Here is a 17,160-nt window from a genome sequence, read left to right as displayed (position 1 = left end):
CCCCGACTATCTCCGGCCGCCTTGTCGGCGCCGCCCAACATGACACCGTTCACCGAGCAAGACATCCGCCACTATTTCGACGCCGGCACCTTCGGCCGCGGCGAGGACTACGCGCGGCGCGGCAAGGTGCGCGCCTTCAAGCTCAAGCCGGACGTCGTCGATGGTGAAGTCAGCGGCAGCGGCGGCCAGCGCTACACCCAGCAGGTGAGGTGGCGCGCGGCGCGCACCGGCACCACGTTCCATGGCGACTGCACCTGCCCGATGCAGGGCAACTGCAAGCACGTGGTTGCGGTGCTGCTCAGCGCGGCGGCGAAGGGCGGCGCGCAGCCGGCCGCGGCGCCGCCCGGGCCGGCGCTGCCGTACGCGCTGTCGGCCTGGTTGCGGCAGCTTGGCGAGGTTGCGCAGGCGCCGCCGCCGCTGGCCAAAACCGCCAAAATCATATACCGGCTGGAGTTCGTGCTGATGTGGGACGAGCGCCGCGAACGTGTGAACTTGCACATGTGCAAAGCGCGCCTGCGCGCCGATGGCGCCGTCGTCTCGGTGGCGGCGGTGGCCGACAGCTACGCGATGCAAACCCGGCCGCCGGACTATTTGACGCCGGCCGAGCTCTACCAAAGCCGCGTGTTCTTCGGCATCAAGGGCAGCGGCAGCCTGTTCGGTCCGGCCGCCCTGGAACCGACGCAGGCTCTGGGCGCCGAGTTGTTGCGCATGTTGCTGGCGGCCGGCAAGTTGTCCTGGGCCGCCGGCAAGGACGAGTTGAAGGCCGGCCGCTTGCATCCGCTGAGCGCCGGTGCGCCGCGCGCCGGCGCCCTGGGCTGGCACGCGCAGGACGACGGCGGCGATGCGCTGCGCCTGGACTGGCAGTTCGACGACGGCGCGCTGATCGACTTTGTGCTGCCGACCGAACCGCCGTTGTATCTGCACGCGTACGCGCTGGGCGAGCTGGCGCTGGCCGGGGGCGCGCGCGCCATGCCGATGCGGGACTTGCACGACCTGGTCGCGCGGGCGCCGTTGCTGGCCGGGTGCGACCGACTGGAGGTGTCGCGCCAACTGGCCGAGCGCGGGCTGGCGGCGCTGGTGTCGGCGCCGCCGGCCCTGCGCCGGACGCGGCGCGAGGATATCGCGCCGCGTCCCTTCCTGCTGCTGGGCGGCGTGGAGGACGGGCGGCGCCGCTGGCACGGTTTCGCCGTGCTGGCGTTCGACTACGACGGCCTGCGCGCCTCGTTCGACCCGGCCCATGAACTGCAGCGCCACGGCGGCGCCGGGACCGAGTTGATCGTGCGCGACGCGGTGGCGGAAGCGGCGGCCGCCGCGACGCTGGCGCAGCTCGGTTTCGCGCCGGTCGCCGACGCCGACTCGCCGCTGCGCACGCTGGCAGGGGCCATGGAACTACCGTCCGAGGCGCACTGGCTGGCCTTCGCCGCGGGCGGCCCGGCGCGCCTGCGCGCGGCCGGCTGGCTGGTCGAGATGCAAGCCGACTACCGCTACGACCTGGCCCAGGTGGACGACTGGTACGCCGACGTCGCCGACGGCGGCGAGGCCGGCAACGCCTGGTTCGACCTGGAGCTGGGCGTGCTGGTCGACGGCGCGCGCGTGCCGCTGCTGCCGGTGCTGGTGCAACTGATCCGCGAGGCGCCGCATCACTTCGACGCGGCCGCGCTGGCCGCGCGCGCCGACGACGAGGCGTTGCTGGCGCGCCTGCCCGGCGGCGTGCGCGTGGCGCTGCCGTGGGGCCGCCTGAAACCGATCCTGGCCGCGCTGGGCGAGCTGTACTTCAAGGACGGCGTCGGCGACGGCATCCGCCTGCCGGTGCTGGACGCGGCCCGCCTGGCCGAGTTGGAGGCCGGCGCGCAACTGCGCTGGCTGGGCGGCGAGCGGCTGCGGGCGATCGGCCGCAAGCTGGCCGGTTTCGGCGGCGTGCAGGCGGTCGCGGCCCCGGCCGGCCTGCGCGCCAGCCTGCGCGGCTACCAGAGCGAAGGGTTGGCGTGGATGCAGTTCCTGCGCGAGTATGGCCTGGCCGGTATCCTGGCCGACGACATGGGCCTGGGGAAAACCGTGCAGACCTTGGCGCACATCCTGCTGGAAAAGGAGGCTGGCCGCCTGACAGCGCCGGCGCTGGTGGTCGCGCCGACCAGCCTGATGGGCAACTGGCAGGCCGAGGCGGCGCGCTTCGCGCCGGACTTGCGCGTGCTGCTGCTGCAGGGGCCGCAGCGGCTGGAGCGCTTCGGCGACATCGGCCGGTTCGACCTGGTGCTGACCAGCTACGCGTTGCTGGCGCGCGACGAGGAGCCGTTGCGCGCGCAGCGCTACCACCTGCTCATCCTCGACGAATCGCAATACATCAAGAACAGCCGTTCCAAGGCGGCGCAGACGGCCGCGCTGCTGACGGCGGCGCACCGCCTGTGCCTGACCGGCACGCCGCTGCAAAACCACCTCGGCGAGCTGTGGTCGCAGTTCCACTTCCTGCTGCCCGGTTTGCTCGGCGACGAGAAGGGCTTCAACGCCGACTTCCGCAAACCGATTGAAAAGCTGGGCGACGGCGCGCGCAACGCGCTGCTGATCCGCCGCATCAAACCCTTCCTGCTGCGCCGCACCAAGGACCGCGTCGCCACCGAGCTGCCGGCGAAAACCGAGATGGTGCGCGAAGTCGAACTGGCCGGCGCCCAGCGCGACCTGTACGAAACGGTGCGCGTGGCGATGGACAAGAAGGTGCGCGACGAGATCGCCCGCAAGGGCGTGGCGCGCAGCCAGATCGTGATCCTCGAAGCGCTGCTGAAACTGCGCCAGGTGTGCTGCGACCCGCGGCTGGTCAAAACCGCCGGCGCCAAGAGTGGCGCGCCGTCGGCCAAATTGGCCGAACTGATGGAGATGATCGCGACGCTGCTCGACGAGGGCAGGACCATTCTGGTGTTCTCGCAATTTACCAGCATGCTGGCGCTGATCGAGGACGAGCTGCGCCAGCGCGCCATCGCCTACGCGCTGCTGACCGGCGCGACCGGGGACCGCGCCGCCCAGGTCGAGCTGTTCCAGAGCGGCGCGGTGCCGATCTTCCTGATCAGCCTGAAGGCCGGCGGCGTCGGCCTGAACTTGACGGCGGCCGACACCGTGATCCACTACGACCCGTGGTGGAACCCGGCGGCCGAGAACCAGGCCACCGACCGCGCCTGGCGCATCGGCCAGGACAAGCCGGTGTTCGTCTACAAGCTGATCGCCAAGGGTACGCTGGAAGAGAAAATCCAGCTGATGCAGCGCAAGAAGGCGGACCTGGCCGATGCCGTGCTGGCCGAAGGCGACGGCGCGGCGGAGGGCTTGCGCATCACGCAGGACGACTTGCAAGCCATTTTCGCACCGCTGTAGCTGAGGCGGCGCGCGCCGCTCGCTCGGCTAGGCGGGCGCGAACGCCGGCCGCGCCGACGCCGCCAGCAGCGGCTCGAACTCGTCGGCCGGCATCGCCTGCCCGAACAAATAACCCTGGCCGTAGTCGCAGCCGGCGCGCCGCAGCAGTTCGCTTTGCGCGCTGCGTTCCACGCCCTCGGCGATCACTTTCAGGCCCAGCTTGTGCGCCATGACGATGATCGCCTCGCACAGCGCGACGTTGGCGGCGTCGTGCTCGAGGTTGTAGACGAAGGACTGGTCGATTTTCAGGAAGTCGAGGTGGAACTTGCGCAGGTACGACAGCGACGAATAGCCGGTGCCGAAGTCGTCGAGCGAGATCTGGATGCCGGCGTCCTGGAACGCCAGCAATTGCTGGGTTACGGCGCCGTTCGAGGCCAGCAGCAAGCCCTCGGTAATTTCCAGGCCGACCGCCGGGCTGTCGCTGCCGGCGGCGCGTTCGGTGCCGCTGCACAGGCTCAGCCATTCGGCGTAGTGGGCCTCGTTGTTGCGGTAGAACTGCGCCGGCGAGACGTTGACGCTGACGGTGAAGTCGGGGTTGAGCGCGCGCCAGCGCTTCGCTTGCCGCAACGCCTCGTGGAAGACCCAGTCGCCGATGCCGACGATGAGGCCGTTGTGTTCGGCGATGGGAATGAACTCGACCGGGCTGATCAGCCCTTGCGTCGGGTGCCGCCAGCGCAGCAACGCCTCGGCCTTGCCGATGCGCCCGCTGGCCAGGTCGACGATCGGCTGGTAGTACACCTGCAACTGCTGGCCGGCGACGGCGCGGCGCAGGTCGTTGCTCAGGTTCATGCGCGTTTGCGCCAGCCGCTGCATGCTGGGCGTGAAATAGCTGAAGCGGTTGCGCCCGGCGTCCTTCGACTGGTACAGCGCCTGGTCGGCGTTGCGCAGCAGCTCGCCGGCGTTGCCGGCGTCCTGGGGATACAGCGTAATGCCGATGCTCGCCGAGATATAGGCGACCTCGGCGCCCAGCAGGAACGGCTTGGCCAGGTCGTCGAGGATTTTCTGCGCCAGGTGGGTGGCGCTGTCGATGTCTTGCAATTCGCCCAGCGTGATGACGAACTCGTCGCCGCCGAAGCGCGCCACCGTGTCGGTTTCGCGCACGTAGGTGCTCAGGCGCCGACCCACTTGCCGCAGCAGCACGTCGCCGGTCTGGTGGCCCAGCGTGTCGTTGATTTCCTTAAAGTGGTCGAGGTCGATGAACAGCAGGGCCAACGGCAAATTCTTGCGCTGCGAGCGCTTGATGTCAATCTCCAGGCGGTTCTGGAACACGTTGCGGTTGGGCAGCCCGGTCAGGCGGTCGAAGTTGACCTCCCGCAGCGCCTGCTCGATCTGCTTGCGGTCGTGCACCTCGGAGGCCAGCGCGAACGCTTGCTGCTGCAGCGCGGCGATGCTGCGCTGCAGCAAGCCGATGCCGACCTGCGGGTCGTAGCTCTCGGCCGGCAGTACGTCGGTGTGCAAGTCGCACACTTGACGGAACATCGCCTGGTCTTGCTCCTTCGGAAACGCGCTGAGCGGATAACCGCATAACAGCGTAAACGAGTAGTGCTGCAGCAAGTCGTTGAAAAAGCGCTCGACATGGATGGCGGCGTCATGCTTGCCCAGCGAGCGCAGCGGGCAGTGCGCGGTGCCGCACAGAATCGCCACCATTTCGCCGAAAATATACACATGGCCCGGATGCTCGACCGCCGCTTGCGCGATGACGTTGCCGATCTCGGTGCGAAAGCGCAGTTCGTCGGGCACGCCGTCGTCCATGAACAGCGGCAGCATATGGTCGACCTCCAGCGGGATGTAGCGCCCGTCCGGATCGCCCGCGCCGCCGTTCAACAGGCCGCGCTGTCTGAGCGTGTCCTCCAACTGTTCCAGATGATTCCTGGTGGCGATAACGACGCCCTTGTCGCCGCGACTGAGGGCGGCGCCGATGTAGTCGCCCAAGCCCTTGATCAGGAAACTGTCGTCCTCGTAGAATTGCACTGTGTGCTGACAGGTACGGAGGTGTTCCATGGCGCTACCACCCAATTAATTGATACTATCGGTTAATTAGAGCCGGTCCGCCGGCGTTAGTTCCACGCGCGCGCGGCGCGATGCCGCGGTGAAATAAGGCTTGCGGACAAGGCCCGCCTCGCATACCTTATCCACTCCGCCACCGTCGATTGAGGAGTTCGCCGTGACCAGTTTCCGCACCAACACCGACCGCCTGCTGGAAGTGACGCTGCAAAACGAAAAGGTGCTGGCCATTGCCGGCTCGATGGTGGCCTATACCGGCAGCGTCAAGTTCGAGAAGTCGATCCTCGGCGGCGAAGGTATTTTCGGCGCGCTCAAGCGCAAGGCCAGCAACGAGGGCATGCAACTGATGCAGGTGTCCGGCAGCGGCAGCGTGTTGTTTGCCCAGGACGCCGCCGAAATCACGCTGCTGGCGCTGGCGGGCGACAAGCTGACGATCGAGAGCGGCAGCTTGCTGGCCTATGACAGCGCGCTGAAAACCGGCACCAGCTTCGCCGGCCTGCGCGGCGCCGCTTCCGGCCAGGGCCTGTTCAGCACCACGGTGGAGGGCAACGGCAACGTCGCGCTGATCGCCCGCGGCAATCTGATCATGCTCGAAGTGACGCCGGCGCAGCCCTTGCGCGTCGACCCCGACGCCTTCGTCGGCTTCAAGGGCAACATCACGCAGGAATTCGTCTTCGACGTCAACTGGCGCACCATGCTGGGCCAGAGCTCGGGCGAGTCCTACCAGCACAAATTCAGCGGCCAGGGCGTGGTGTTCATCCAGCCGGCCGAACGCTAGGCTGGCGGCCAACGAGCCAGGAAGTCAACCGAATCCGACTGGAGAACGCGATGCCCGTGTACCAACAAATCAATGAAAAAATGTTGCAGGTCCAATTAGCCGGCGAGCAGGTCTTCGCCCGCAAGGGCGCGATGGTGGCCTACCAGGGCGAGGTGCATTTCAGCCGCTCCTTCCTGGCCGGGCAGGGCGTGCAGAGCCTGGCCATGCGCGCCGCCACCGGCGAGGGCTACGCGCTGATGGCGGCCACGGGCAGCGGCAGCGTCTACTACGCCTGCGCCGGCCTGTTCGTCACTATCATCCCGGTGCGCGGCGAGACCTTGTACGTCGAGAGCGACAACCTGCTGGCCTTCGACGCCCGGCTGACGGCCGGCACCATGTTCCTCGGCAACCAGGGCGGGGTCCAGGGGGTGCTGCGCGGCGCCGTCTCCGGGCAGGGCTTGTTTACCAGCACGCTGCAGGGCACGGGCGAGGTCGCCATCCTGTCGGACGGCAACGCGATTGGCTTACCGGTGACGCCGGACGCGCCGGTTTGCGTCGATCCGCAAGCCTATCTGGGCCACACCGGACAACTGGCCTCGACCATCGTCACCGATCTGAACTGGAAATCCTTCGTCGGCCAGGCCTCCGGCGAGTCGTACCAGGTCAAGTTCACCGGCCAGGGCACGGTCTACATCCAAGCGAGCGAAAGGTAAGCCATGACGATCTACAACCCCGACACCCTGCCGAAAAACGACAACCTGAACCGATTCGCCTTCGTCGTCGACGTCAAGGAACAGATGTTCATCCGCAAGGGCAAGATGATCGCCTTTTACGGCAACCTGAGTTTCGAGGCGATGGGCAACAGCGTGCTCGACATCCTGGTGCGGCACGCCTTCAACGCCCCCAAGTACATCCACGACTTCGTGGTGGCGCAGGGGCAGGGCCAGTTGCTGCTCGGAGACAACGGCAACGACCTCGCTTGCTACGACCTGGATAAGGCGAATATGACGATACGCGCCAAGAACCTGCTGGGCTTCAGCAAGGACGTGATCTGCCAGGAATCGACGCTGCCGGGCTTCCTGACGATGCTCGGCAGCGGCAAGGTGATCGCCTCGTCGAACGGCCCGGTGCATTTCCTCGAACTGCCGTGCCGGGTCGACGAGCAGGCCGTGCTGGGCTGGGCCGACTGCCCCAGCCCGTCCTACCGCTACGACTACGAGCACGTCAAGGGCTGGGCCAGCGCCGCCGGCGCGTTGACCGGCTTCACCCTGTCGGGCGAGGAGAAGCAGGTCGACTTCACCGGCAGCGGCACCGTGCTGATCCAGTCGTCCGAACTCGACGTCAACGGCAACGCCACCCTGATGAACCTGCTGGCGCAGTTGCCCATGCTGGGGCGCAACGAGTTGACGCAGCTGAGCCTGTCGGCGCAGCAGCGCATCAAGGACAGCCGCTAGGGTGGCGGCGCCGGCTGGCGCGCGATCCAGTCGAGCAACTCGCGCCCGCACACGCGCGCGCGCGCGGTGTCGATCTGGCGCAGCTTGTACGCTTCGTGGCTGGCCGGGCCGCTCAGGCTGCGCTCGTGGCTGGCCTGGTCCATCAGCTGGATTTCGTACTCGAAGAAAAAGCCGACGTCATAGTCCTGGCCGGCGTCGGCCGCCTCGTCGGGGGGCACGTGGATCATTTTGCGCACCGTCACCTGGATGCTGCTGAAGCCGTCGCCGCTGTGCGGGTTGTCGCTGCGGGTCTGCGGCTGGGAGCTGGCCAGCAACTCCTCGTCCATGCGCCGCAGCAACGCCACCGGGTAGTCGTCGCTGCGCTCGAGCATGGCGCGGTACTTGATGAACACTTGCTTGGCGGCGTCGAGGTCGAGCAGGGTGTTGCGGGTGCGCTGGGCGTCGACGTTGGTCACCGACAGCAGGTGCGCGCGCTGCAACGTGCGCAGCGCGAACAGGCATTCGATGCGGGTGCCGAAGACCAGGCGCACGCCGAGGTGGTCGAAAATATCGGCGGCCAGGTAGGCGGCTTTTTGCAGCAGCTTGAGCAAGATGCTGTTGCGGCCCTTGTTGCTTTTCCTGTCGTAGTGCAGCAGCGGCAGGCAGACTTCGCCGTCGCTGAGGAAGTAATCGTCGCCGTCGCGGTGGATCACCTCGTCGAGGCTGGCGAAGACCTGTTCGCGGATGGTGTTGAAGTAGCGCAGCTTGAGGTTGTTGTCGATGTAGAAGATGCCGTGCATCACCTTGAGCACCGCGCACGACCACATCCGCAGCAGGTCGGCGTGCTGGCCGCGCAGCGAGGCGTACACCAGCAGTTGCAGCGGGTCGTCCGGCGCGGCCACCTCGGGCGGGATCAGCGCGGCCTGCCGCGGCGTCAGGAAGGTGGCGGCGATGAAGTCGACCGCCTCGCGGTGGGCGCGGGCGATCAGCGCCGGCGCCGCCGGCTGGTCCAGGTCGAAGCCGTATTCGCGCACGAACTGGCGCGCGTCGTGCAGGTTGCGCAAGGCCATCGCGCCCAGATCGATCGCCGAGACGCCGTGGGCGATGGCGTTCAGATAGCTCCAGTTGAGCGAAAACTTGCGCGTGCTCTTGAGTGAAGCTCGTAGTTCAGTCATGTCACCCGTCGCCTGGCCATCCATCGTTGGGCGAGTATCGCAGCGCCCCGGGTTGCGGTCAATCAATAGATATGTTGCGGCGCACACAAAACGGCCGCGCCGGCGCGGGCGCGGCCGGCGCATAAAAAAAGCCCGCTGGCTGGCGGGCTGGCGGACGAACGGGGTGGCGCGCTTACGCGGCGTTGCCGGCCGATTTGCGGCGCGCCACGCCGACCAGCAGGCCCAGGCCGGCCAACAGCATCGCGTAGGTTTCCGGTTCCGGCACCGGTGGCGCGACGATGCCGTTGCGCACCGAGAAGTTGTAGCGGCCGTCCACGCCGGAGTCGATCGAATGGCCGACCAGGGAGCGCGAGCCGGTGTCGAGCAGCGCGCCATTGACGGCCGAGCCGGCCAACTCGTAGGAATGGTCGACGCCGTTCGACCAGCCGGCGCGTGCCGAGGTGCCGCCGATGCCGCCGGTGCCGTTGCTGGCGGTGCCGGTTTCCCAGTGGACGTTATCGTAGTTGTACTGGAAATCGAAATTGCCGGCGCCGGTGTCCGAGCGGTCGGTGATGATCAGCTGGAAGCTGTTGGTCTTGTCGGCGGCGTTTTGGTAGTAACCCACGTTGATCCAGTTGACGCCGAAGACGTTGCGGCCGCCGATCGTCGACTGGGCATACTGGACCACTTCGCTGTGGCTGTTGCGGGTGTCGACGTCGGCGAAGAACGGTGCCAGCATCGGGGTGCTGGTGCTCAGCAGGCTGAACGGGGTATAGGTGTTCAAGGCGTGGTTGAACGTCACGTTGCCGTTGTTGTTGACGTACAGCTGGGTGAAGTTAGCTCCAAAGAAATTGATGTTGAAACCCATGTCGACGACGCCGGTGGAGCCGTCGTCGTTGCGTGCCAAGGTATTGGCGGTGAACAAGTTCTGGTCGTGGATGGCGCCGGCCGATGCCGCCGTGGTAACGAAGGCGGCGGCGAGGGCGAGGCCGATGGTGATTTTGCGGAACATAGTAGTTTTCTCGTGAATGTAAACAACAATAAACGCTCACCCATGGCGTTGATGCGCGTTCACCAGCGCAGTCAAAGGTGCCAGCCGGAGTGAGGGGAAGGGGCGGAAAGTCGCGATTCTCGTAATAGAAAACACAAGTTTTCCGGCGCGGCGAATGTTATCACGAAATAAATTATTAGAATAGCACTGTTGGCAACGGTGCCGGCGCCGCACTTCGGCGCCCGGCCGCGCCCGGGGCGTTGCCAGCCGGCGGACCGGTCGCCCTGGCCCGGCCGGCGATCGCGGTTCTGCGGGGGCCCCTTTTTTGCTATGCTAGCGTCTTTCCACCGGCCGGCGCCGCCGCCCTAGGCTGGCGGACCCCTATTTACGGAGCAGCGCATATGGCCTCATTACAAGAGCAGTTTTTGAAATCCGGCTTAATCGACAAGAACAAGGCCAAACTGGCCAACCAGGACAAGAGCAAGCAGCAGAAGGTCGAGCGCCGCACCGGCACGCAGAGCGTCGACGAGGTGCGCCTGGCCGCGCTGGAGACGCAGCGCAAGAACGCCGAGCGGGCGCGCGAACTGAATGCCCAGCGCGACGCGGCCGCCACCCAAAAGGCGATCGTCGCGCAAATCGCCCAGTTGGTGCAGAAGAATCGCCAGAGCAAGGGCACCGGCGACATCGCTTACAATTTCACCCACGACAAGAAGATCGAGCGGCTATATGTGTCGGCCGCGGTGCAGGCGCATTTGGTGGCCGGGCGCCTGGTGATCGTCTGCCAGGGCGGCGCCGTCGAATTGGTGCCGCGGGTTATTGCCGACAAGATCGCCGAGCGCGACGCCGCGCTGGTGGTGCGGGTGAACAAGGCCAGCACCGAGGTCGAAGCCGACGATCCGTACGCCGCCTTCCAGATCCCCGACGACTTGATGTGGTAGCCAGCGCGCCGGCCGGCAGCTGATGGCCGCCATCGACGGCCCCGCTAGCGCGCCGCCGCCTGCCAGCCGCGCAAGCCGCGGATGGCTTCTTCCTTGAATTTGGCCTCGATCTCGATCCACGGCGCCTGCGCGTAGGCGGCCGGCATCGTGCCGATCAAGTCGGCATGCTGGCGGTCGTTGAAGGAGGCGCGGCCATTCGAGATATGCACCAGTTGCTGTTCCGGCACGGACCAGGTGGCGCGCGCCCTGGCCAGCATCGCGGCCACGCTGGGGTCGTCGTAGCTGTCGAGTTTTTCGTGCACGATATGGTGGTGGGCATCGAACACCATCGGCACGCCGCAGCGCAGGCAGATTGCGTGGATCTCGGCGGCGCCGTACGCATACTCGTCGTTCTCCAAGCCCAGGCGGCAGCGGATCGCGTCGGGTAGCGCGGCGATGCGCTCAAGCAGCGCGTCGGCGCGCTTGGCCTTGCCGCCGTGAATCTCCAGCAGCGCCCACGACGTGCGCGGCTGGCCCAGCATGTCCATGATGTCGGCGTGCATCTGCAGGATCTTGACGCTGTTCGCCACCACGCTGGCCGAATCGGAACTGAGCACGACAAACTGGTCCGGATGCATGACCAGCCGGATGGCGCCTTCGCGCGCCCGCGCGCCCGTTCGCGCCAGCGCCGGCGCGAAGCCGGCCAGCAGGGCGCGGCCGATATCGTCGTCGGCGAAGGGGAAGATCGACGAGGGGATGCGGTACAGCGCAATGTCTTCGCGCTCGCAGTAACGCAGCGCCTTGTCCAGGGTCTGGATATTGGCGCGGTAAATGTCGTCGAGTAGTTTTTGCTGCGATTCGAGCGCATGCTCAAGCAGGCGCTTGCGCGTGATGGTGCGATATTTGACGTCGTTCGAGACGGTGACGCAGACGAGGCCGAGATGGGGGCGCATTGGGGGGGGGCAGGCTGGGATATCGGACTTCCTATGCTAGCCATTTCCTGGTCGCGGCGGCGCACTGGTGGACGCTTGCGGCCTGCGCTACGCGCTGGCGATTCCTGCTGATCTCGCATTTGGGTAAGGCGGGACTCGGCCACTGCCGCCAAGGGTGGACGGGACGGCTTACCGCTTGCGCTCGGTTCGAACTGTTAAGTCTTCCTTAATAGTTGCCTCCGCTCGCAATAGTCGATCAGCCAGCGCTTGCCGTCGTCGCGATCGACGATCAAGGCGGTCTTGCGGCGCAGCTCCAATATCGTTCCGATCCGTTGCGCGTTGGCTCTGGCGTCGAAATACTCGACCGACTGCCCCGCTTGCAGGCGCGCTTGAATCGCCTGCAGGCGGGCCGGCTCGTCGAGGGCCACGCTGATGGCCGCGCGCATGCGAAACAATTCGAATGCCGAGGCCTCGTTCAACACTTTCAACACGTCGGAAAAATTCATGTTCGATGCAGTCCAAGTCAAGTTTGCGGGGCGGGAGGCGCGACGCCGGCAGTCCGGCCGGGCCAGCGTCGCCGACGCCGTTTGCCGCGGCGGGGAAGGAAGCACACCCTTCCGCGCCGCCGTCGGCGCCGTCCCTGGCGTGCGCGGCGCCGGGCCTGCTCCGCTATAATTGGGCGGCCTACGGCGCCGCGTTGTCCGGCGGCCTTGATTCCCCCGTTCCACCTCCCAATATTACCGCCATACAATGAAACTCACCGCGCAGTGCTCCATCCGCATCGCCGAGCCGGCCATCAAGGGCCCGGCGTCGCGCGCCCGCAAGCAGTTCAATACCCTGATCAAGAAACTCGAAGCCACGCGCCTGCGCTTGGCCGGCTGGAAGGAGGCCCTGCCTTCCATCATGGGCCAGGCCGAGCGCGAATTCAAGCCGCTCGCGCTCGCTTGCGAGGCGCAGCGTAGGGCCTTGGTGCTGCTGCTTGACCAAATGTACCAGCACAAGTCGATGGGCAAAAAAGACCGCGCCAAGCTGGCCGGTCTGATCTGCTCGACGGCGTTCGAAATGCTCGAGGACGGCGACGACGCCGAGCTCAAGGAGATTTACAACCGCCACAGCGGCGGCGACTTCGACGCCGACGCCGCCGAGGATGGCGCGGCGTTCAAGGACATGATGGAGGGCATCCTGGGCGTGCGCCTGGACGCCGACGCCGACCTGCGCTCGCCCGAGGCCATGATGGAGGCGCTGGCCGCGCAGATGCATCGGCACGCCGGCGAGGAGCGGCAGGCCGCGCGCCCCAAGCCGGCCGGCGCGCTCGCGCGCGAACGGCGCCAGGAAGCCGAGGTCGACCGGCTCAAGCAATCGGTGCGCGATATTTTCCGCAAGCTGGCCAGCGAACTGCATCCTGACCGCGAGCCGGACGCCACCGAGCGGGAGCGCAAGACGGCGCTGATGCAACGCGTGAACGTGGCGTACGCGGCCAACGACCTGTTGGGGTTGTTGGAACTGCAACTGGAGGTGGAGCAGCTCGACCAGGCCGGCCTCGACAACCTGAGCGAGGAGCGGATCAAGCAGTACAACAAGATCCTCGAAGGCCAGTTGCGCGAGGTCGAACGCGAGACCGCCGAGATCGAGTACGCGGCGGCAATGGACATGGGCGGGGAAGCGCGGGGACGCCTGACGCCGCAAACGATGCTGCGCCACCTGCGCGTCGATATTGCGGCAATGCAGGCAAGGCTTGACGCTCTCGTCGCCGAGCTGGACCAGTTCGGCGACGTCAACAAGCTCAAGGCATGGCTGAAGACGTACCGGCCCCCCGCGGCGTCCGACTATGACGACGCGTATTGGTAATGACTTGGCCGCGCCGGAAACGCGCCGGCGCGAGGAGCGTTGCCGACCGGGGTGGCAGTCCCGGCCGAAGGCGCGCGAGGCCCTATAGCGGCTTGCTGCACAGGCGAAAGTCGGGGTCGTCGGTGTACGGCCGGATCTGGAAACCCAGGCTCGCCATGAGCTTGAGCATGCCGCTGTTTTTACACAGCACCAGGCCGTCGATGTCGCTCAAGCCCTTGTCGCGCGCCACGTCCATGATCGCCAGCATCAAGCGCGTACCCAGCCCCTGGCCGCTGAAACGGTCGTCGACCAGCAGCGAGAATTCGCAGCTGCTGCGGTCCGGGTTGGCGATGTAGCGCGATACGCCGATGATGCTGGAGGTTTCGACGAATTCGCCGTCCGGCCCCGGCGCGCGCCGGGTCTGCACCGCCACCATCGCCATCTCGCGGTCGTAGCCGATCAGCGTGTAGCGGGCCAGCATCGGCACCGACAGCTCGCGCAGCGACGAGGCGAAGCGGTAGTAGCGCGACTTCTCCGACAGCCGGCGCACCAGCTCCTGCAGCATCGAGGCGTCGTCCGGTTGCACCGGGCGCAGAGTGTACCGGCCGCCGCCGCGCATCGGCCACTCCTGCGTGTAGTTCGACGGGTAAGGCAGGATCGCCAGATGCGCGTAATTGTGCGTCGCCGGCGGCGCGTGGTCGATGACGATGCGGGCGTCGACGGCCAGCGCGCCGTGCTCGTCGACGATCAGCGGATTGATGTCCATTTCCCGCAACTGCGGCAGCGCGCACACCATCTCCGATACCCGCAGCAGCATGTGCTCGACCGCTTCGCGCTGCGCCGGCGGGGCGCCGCGCCAGTCGCCCAGCATCGCCTCGTTGGCGCCGCGCGCCAGGATGGTTTGCGTGATGGGGATGTGGAAGGCCGCCAGCAGCGCCTTCGACTCCATCTCGGTAAGCATCTTGCGCGGTTCGGCCAGCACACCCTCGATCAGCAGGCGGGCGCCGTCCAGGTCGGGCTGGTCGGGTTGCGACAGCGGCGGCGGGGTTTGCTGCAGCAGTTGCTGGTTTTGGTAGAACGAGGCGATGTTGCTAAAGCCGTTGACGGCCGCCTCCGGCGTGCGGAACGTGGCCAGGCCGGCGGCGTTGATGATCCGGCGCGCCGGCGCGACTTGCTGGTCGCCCATCCAGCAGGTCAGCGGCGGCTTGCCCAGGCCGGCGTTGAGGGCGCAGACGGCGCGCGCCACGGCGGCCGGGGCGCCGTCAAGCTTGGGCGAGTAGATGACCAGTATGCCGTCGACCAGCGGGTCGCGCGCGCAGGCCAGCACCGCCGCGCAGTAGGCGTCGGCGTCGGCCTGCTCCGACAGGTCGAGCAGGTTGCTCAGGGTGGCGTGGGGCGGCATATTCGGCGTGGTGGCCGGGCGGACGCACATTGCAGAAGGCGCTGCCGGCGCCCTCGGCCAGTACCAGGTCGGTGGCCAGCACGGCGGCGCCGGCCGCGCGTAGTGAAATTAAGCAATTTCAACCCAGTGGAATGAGCGGGATCAAATTATTCATTGATCCACATCAAAATTTACGCTTTCCGCGAGACGGTCCGAAAGGGCGGGGGCCGAGGATGAGGCATCCGACAAACGACAACGCCAACCGGCGAGGGTTGGCGTTTTGTCACAACCAATTCTTGGTCGCCCGGGGCGGAACCGAACCACCGACACAAGGATTTTCCAGAATCGCGCCGAGTTCCAACAATAGTTAAGCCGCGCCCCGAAGCAGCGCCGGCTTACACCCATTGTCAGGCGCGTGGCCGCTTGCGCCACTTGCTCGTATACGGCAGCGCGAACAGGTACAGGCCGGAAATGAGCATCAGAAAGAGCGGGGGCAGCGGCGAGTACGTTATCCACGGCGACGGCTCGCCAGGATCCACCGCTCTTGCCATGAAGTTGGCCATCACAGTCATGGTGAAAACGATGGACAGCCAGCGGTGGCCCTGTCGAATCCAATGACTCCAGTTCATGGCGACTTCCGCGAATGCGGCTTGGCTGCGGCCTCGATCATTTTCCATCCGTTGCCGGAAGGATCCCGAAAGCCGGCATCCACGTTGCCGTAGCGATCCACGGGCTCCTGCGTGAACTCAACGCCGCACTTGCTCAGACGTTCGTAAGCGGCACGGCAGTTGTCCACTAACAGCACCAGTGGCGGCATGGCTCCCTTCGCTACGATCTCATGCAAGATCTGCGCGGTTGCCGCGTCATGCACCGGGGGCCCGGGAATAAACAAGCCGAGCTGGAATGAGGGTTGGTCTGGATGCTGCACCGTCAGCCAACGATAGTCGCCGTTTCGAACGTCGGTGTGGACGAGGAACCCCAGCTTTTCGACGTAGAAGGCAAGCGCTTCGTCCTGGTCACGCACATACAGACCGGCCATATTGACACTTTGATTCATATCAGCTCCTTAGGTTGAAGCTACAGTGTGCCAGCCGCTTTCATTCGCCGCTTCTCCAAAACTGCGATATTGAGGTTTGGCCGTTGTGCATCGCGCATGACGCACTCGGGGATATGTTCCCCGACATGCGGAACCGAGCGCTCGCGCGCTCGAAGCTCGCCCGGATTTCCACCGGTGATGTCACGGAAGATGCGCCCAAAGGAGCCGAGACTGGTCCAGCCGGTTTGCAGCGCGATCTCCGTAATGGACAGGTCGGTGTCGCGCAGCAGCGCCGTCGCTCGCTCGATACGACGTGTGAGCAGGTAGCGATGTGGCGGTACGCCGAAGGCCTTCTTGAACTCGCGCGCGAAGTACGCCACCGAGACCGCGCTCACTTGCGCTAAGCGGTGGATGGGCCACTCCTCATGGGAGGCTGCGTCCATCCTATCTTTCGCACGCAACAATCGCCGCAGTAGCAGGGGACTCTGAGTCATCCTATCCTCGCACGTAACTGTTGCTTACATAGCCCGCCAAAAGGAGCGGAAATCGACCGACCCACCGGCTGCTCACCCACAAAACAAAAACGCCAACCTGCATGGGTTGGCGCTCTCTTTAAAGCATTCTTGGTGGCCCGGGGCGGAATCGAACCACCGACACAAGGATTTTCAATCCTCTGCTCTACCGACTGAGCTACCAGGCCAAGGTGCGGAATTATAGCAGGCCTGCGGCGCGTCTGGCTAGGGTCTGTTCGCGAACTGTCGCGTCCGCCGCGTTTCGGCGCGCCGCCCGGCTACAGCGTGATCGTGGCCGGCGATGTGGTCTCGGGCGCTTTCCCGGACAGGCGGCGCGAGCTGGGCGACAAGATGGGCTGCAAATTCGTCTTTCCGGTGGTGCCGCGGGCGCGCATGGCGTCGATGTTCCTGCAGTCCGGCGAGGCCGACCTGACTGCAGGTCGGCCGCGGCGACTTCACCGTGGTCGCGCCGTCGGTATTCCTGACGTCGCTGGGTAAGGACCCGGCGCTGGCGGACTTGCGCGAGAAACTCGAATTTACCACGCTGGAGGGGCTGCCGCCGACCGAGAGCGGGGCCTACATCTCCAAGCGCTCGCCGTCCGCCGCCGACCAGGCCGAGCTGTACGCCTTGCTGGAGCGCGCGCGCAAGGGCGTGCTGTGGAAGTCGTTCCAGAGGTACTATCCGGCCGAGCTGCTGCAGTATTTCGTGTTGCAGCACTAGCGGAGATGCCGAGTTAAGCTTGCGTAGGTCGGATGCGGGGGCCGCCGGGGCGAACGCGTAATCCGACGCAGGGCCGCCGCCGGCGCCAGCCGGGTTACG

The 17,160-nt window shown here is 66.2% G+C and carries 16 protein-coding genes, 1 tRNA gene and 2 pseudogenes; 8 read left to right on the top strand and 11 right to left on the bottom strand.

Annotation, left to right across the window (positions count from 1 at the left end; translation table 11 throughout):
- The first annotated feature begins 39 nt into the window (after positions 1–39).
- Positions 40–3,357: a DEAD/DEAH box helicase gene (locus JANGC3_RS0117030; protein WP_051068391.1), complete on the top strand. Its 3,318-nt coding sequence runs from the start codon at positions 40–42 to the stop codon at positions 3,355–3,357.
- A gap of 27 nt (positions 3,358–3,384) precedes the next feature.
- Here JANGC3_RS0117030 and JANGC3_RS29515 read toward each other — a convergent pair whose 3' ends face one another.
- Positions 3,385–5,397: an EAL domain-containing protein gene (locus JANGC3_RS29515; RefSeq protein ID WP_081611891.1), complete on the bottom strand. Its 2,013-nt coding sequence runs from the start codon at positions 5,395–5,397 to the stop codon at positions 3,385–3,387.
- 163 nt (positions 5,398–5,560) lie between these two features.
- Here JANGC3_RS29515 and JANGC3_RS0117020 point away from each other — a divergent pair, with 163 nt between their 5' ends.
- The 3 genes from JANGC3_RS0117020 to JANGC3_RS0117010 are packed head-to-tail and all read left to right on the top strand — an operon-like array spanning position 5,561 to position 7,611.
- Positions 5,561–6,178 carry an AIM24 family protein gene (locus JANGC3_RS0117020; protein ID WP_017877695.1) on the top strand — a complete coding sequence of 206 codons (618 nt, stop codon included), beginning with the start codon at positions 5,561–5,563 and terminating at the stop codon, positions 6,176–6,178.
- Positions 6,179–6,228: 50 nt separating this feature from the next.
- Positions 6,229–6,870 carry an AIM24 family protein gene (locus tag JANGC3_RS0117015; RefSeq protein ID WP_017877694.1) on the top strand — a complete coding sequence of 214 codons (642 nt, stop codon included), beginning with the start codon at positions 6,229–6,231 and terminating at the stop codon, positions 6,868–6,870.
- Between the two features lie 3 nt (positions 6,871–6,873).
- Positions 6,874–7,611 carry an AIM24 family protein gene (locus JANGC3_RS0117010; RefSeq protein WP_017877693.1) on the top strand — a complete coding sequence of 246 codons (738 nt, stop codon included), beginning with the start codon at positions 6,874–6,876 and terminating at the stop codon, positions 7,609–7,611.
- On the opposite strand, the gene JANGC3_RS0117005 is transcribed toward JANGC3_RS0117010, so the two are convergent.
- Both JANGC3_RS0117005 and JANGC3_RS0117000 read right to left on the bottom strand, forming a co-directional pair.
- Positions 7,608–8,765 (bottom strand): TIGR04552 family protein, encoded by a 1,158-nt coding sequence (locus JANGC3_RS0117005; protein WP_026133104.1) that lies wholly within the window; start codon positions 8,763–8,765, stop codon positions 7,608–7,610. The two genes, JANGC3_RS0117010 and JANGC3_RS0117005, sit on opposite strands and share 4 nt — an antisense overlap.
- Before the next feature lie 172 nt (positions 8,766–8,937).
- Complete coding sequence (locus tag JANGC3_RS0117000) at positions 8,938–9,756, bottom strand: nidogen-like domain-containing protein (protein WP_017877691.1); 819 nt, start codon at positions 9,754–9,756, stop codon at positions 8,938–8,940.
- Positions 9,757–10,136: 380 nt separating this feature from the next.
- Between JANGC3_RS0117000 and JANGC3_RS0116995 the strand changes: the two genes are divergently transcribed.
- Positions 10,137–10,673 (top strand): DUF2058 domain-containing protein, encoded by a 537-nt coding sequence (locus JANGC3_RS0116995; protein WP_017877690.1) that lies wholly within the window; start codon positions 10,137–10,139, stop codon positions 10,671–10,673.
- A 44-nt stretch (positions 10,674–10,717) separates the two neighbouring features.
- Here the strand turns inward: JANGC3_RS0116995 and JANGC3_RS0116990 are convergent, their stop codons facing one another.
- On the bottom strand, positions 10,718–11,605 hold the full coding sequence (locus JANGC3_RS0116990; RefSeq protein ID WP_017877689.1) for a hypothetical protein: 888 nt from the start codon (positions 11,603–11,605) through the stop codon (positions 10,718–10,720).
- 194 nt (positions 11,606–11,799) lie between these two features.
- Positions 11,800–12,090 carry a hypothetical protein gene (locus JANGC3_RS29510; protein WP_017877688.1) on the bottom strand — a complete coding sequence of 97 codons (291 nt, stop codon included), beginning with the start codon at positions 12,088–12,090 and terminating at the stop codon, positions 11,800–11,802.
- Between the two features lie 244 nt (positions 12,091–12,334).
- Here JANGC3_RS29510 and JANGC3_RS0116980 point away from each other — a divergent pair, with 244 nt between their 5' ends.
- Positions 12,335–13,432: a hypothetical protein gene (locus JANGC3_RS0116980; protein WP_017877687.1), complete on the top strand. Its 1,098-nt coding sequence runs from the start codon at positions 12,335–12,337 to the stop codon at positions 13,430–13,432.
- Between the two features lie 82 nt (positions 13,433–13,514).
- On the opposite strand, the pseudogene JANGC3_RS29505 reads toward JANGC3_RS0116980, so the two are convergent.
- From JANGC3_RS29505 to JANGC3_RS0116955, 6 genes and pseudogenes are all read right to left on the bottom strand, one after another.
- Positions 13,515–14,765: pseudogene (locus JANGC3_RS29505) on the bottom strand (GNAT family N-acetyltransferase); the annotation flags it as partial.
- 46 nt (positions 14,766–14,811) lie between these two features.
- A pseudogene (locus JANGC3_RS33865) lies at positions 14,812–14,919 on the bottom strand (histone deacetylase family protein); the annotation flags it as partial.
- 280 nt (positions 14,920–15,199) lie between these two features.
- Positions 15,200–15,421 carry a hypothetical protein gene (locus JANGC3_RS31695; RefSeq protein WP_081611890.1) on the bottom strand — a complete coding sequence of 74 codons (222 nt, stop codon included), beginning with the start codon at positions 15,419–15,421 and terminating at the stop codon, positions 15,200–15,202.
- Positions 15,418–15,849 (bottom strand): VOC family protein, encoded by a 432-nt coding sequence (locus JANGC3_RS0116965; protein WP_026133102.1) that lies wholly within the window; start codon positions 15,847–15,849, stop codon positions 15,418–15,420. The genes JANGC3_RS31695 and JANGC3_RS0116965 overlap by 4 nt, the downstream gene beginning before the upstream one ends.
- Before the next feature lie 20 nt (positions 15,850–15,869).
- Positions 15,870–16,322, bottom strand: a complete 453-nt coding sequence (locus JANGC3_RS0116960) for a helix-turn-helix transcriptional regulator (RefSeq protein ID WP_017877683.1) — start codon at positions 16,320–16,322, stop codon at positions 15,870–15,872.
- A 130-nt stretch (positions 16,323–16,452) separates the two neighbouring features.
- A tRNA-Phe gene (locus JANGC3_RS0116955) sits at positions 16,453–16,528 on the bottom strand.
- A gap of 97 nt (positions 16,529–16,625) precedes the next feature.
- Here JANGC3_RS0116955 and JANGC3_RS33310 point away from each other — a divergent pair.
- Positions 16,626–16,838: a hypothetical protein gene (locus JANGC3_RS33310; RefSeq protein WP_198292035.1), complete on the top strand. Its 213-nt coding sequence runs from the start codon at positions 16,626–16,628 to the stop codon at positions 16,836–16,838.
- The gene (locus JANGC3_RS0116945) at positions 16,801–17,061 is read left to right on the top strand and encodes a hypothetical protein (RefSeq protein ID WP_017877681.1); all 261 of its coding nucleotides are present in this window, start codon (positions 16,801–16,803) and stop codon (positions 17,059–17,061) included. The genes JANGC3_RS33310 and JANGC3_RS0116945 overlap by 38 nt, the downstream gene beginning before the upstream one ends.
- Positions 17,062–17,160 lie beyond the last annotated feature (99 nt).

Origin of the sequence: Janthinobacterium sp. CG3, assembly GCF_000344615.1 — a bacterium.
Taxonomy (GTDB): domain Bacteria; phylum Pseudomonadota; class Gammaproteobacteria; order Burkholderiales; family Burkholderiaceae_D; genus Janthinobacterium.
This window is presented reverse-complemented; position numbering and strand designations above follow the sequence as displayed.

Bases quoted from the DNA above. Each gene is read 5' to 3' on its own strand.
- JANGC3_RS0117030 (WP_051068391.1), top strand. From the start codon at position 40: ATGACACCGTTCACCGAGCAAGACATCCGCCACTATTTCGACGCCGGC.
- JANGC3_RS29515 (WP_081611891.1), bottom strand. From the start codon at position 5,397: ATGGAACACCTCCGTACCTGTCAGCACACAGTGCAATTCTACGAGGAC.
- JANGC3_RS0117015 (WP_017877694.1), top strand. From the start codon at position 6,229: ATGCCCGTGTACCAACAAATCAATGAAAAAATGTTGCAGGTCCAATTA.
- JANGC3_RS0117010 (WP_017877693.1), top strand. From the start codon at position 6,874: ATGACGATCTACAACCCCGACACCCTGCCGAAAAACGACAACCTGAAC.
- JANGC3_RS0117005 (WP_026133104.1), bottom strand. From the start codon at position 8,765: ATGACTGAACTACGAGCTTCACTCAAGAGCACGCGCAAGTTTTCGCTC.
- JANGC3_RS0117000 (WP_017877691.1), bottom strand. From the start codon at position 9,756: ATGTTCCGCAAAATCACCATCGGCCTCGCCCTCGCCGCCGCCTTCGTT.
- JANGC3_RS0116995 (WP_017877690.1), top strand. From the start codon at position 10,137: ATGGCCTCATTACAAGAGCAGTTTTTGAAATCCGGCTTAATCGACAAG.
- JANGC3_RS0116990 (WP_017877689.1), bottom strand. From the start codon at position 11,605: ATGCGCCCCCATCTCGGCCTCGTCTGCGTCACCGTCTCGAACGACGTC.
- JANGC3_RS29510 (WP_017877688.1), bottom strand. From the start codon at position 12,090: ATGAATTTTTCCGACGTGTTGAAAGTGTTGAACGAGGCCTCGGCATTC.
- JANGC3_RS0116980 (WP_017877687.1), top strand. From the start codon at position 12,335: ATGAAACTCACCGCGCAGTGCTCCATCCGCATCGCCGAGCCGGCCATC.
- JANGC3_RS31695 (WP_081611890.1), bottom strand. From the start codon at position 15,421: ATGAACTGGAGTCATTGGATTCGACAGGGCCACCGCTGGCTGTCCATC.
- JANGC3_RS0116965 (WP_026133102.1), bottom strand. From the start codon at position 15,849: ATGAATCAAAGTGTCAATATGGCCGGTCTGTATGTGCGTGACCAGGAC.
- JANGC3_RS0116960 (WP_017877683.1), bottom strand. From the start codon at position 16,322: ATGACTCAGAGTCCCCTGCTACTGCGGCGATTGTTGCGTGCGAAAGAT.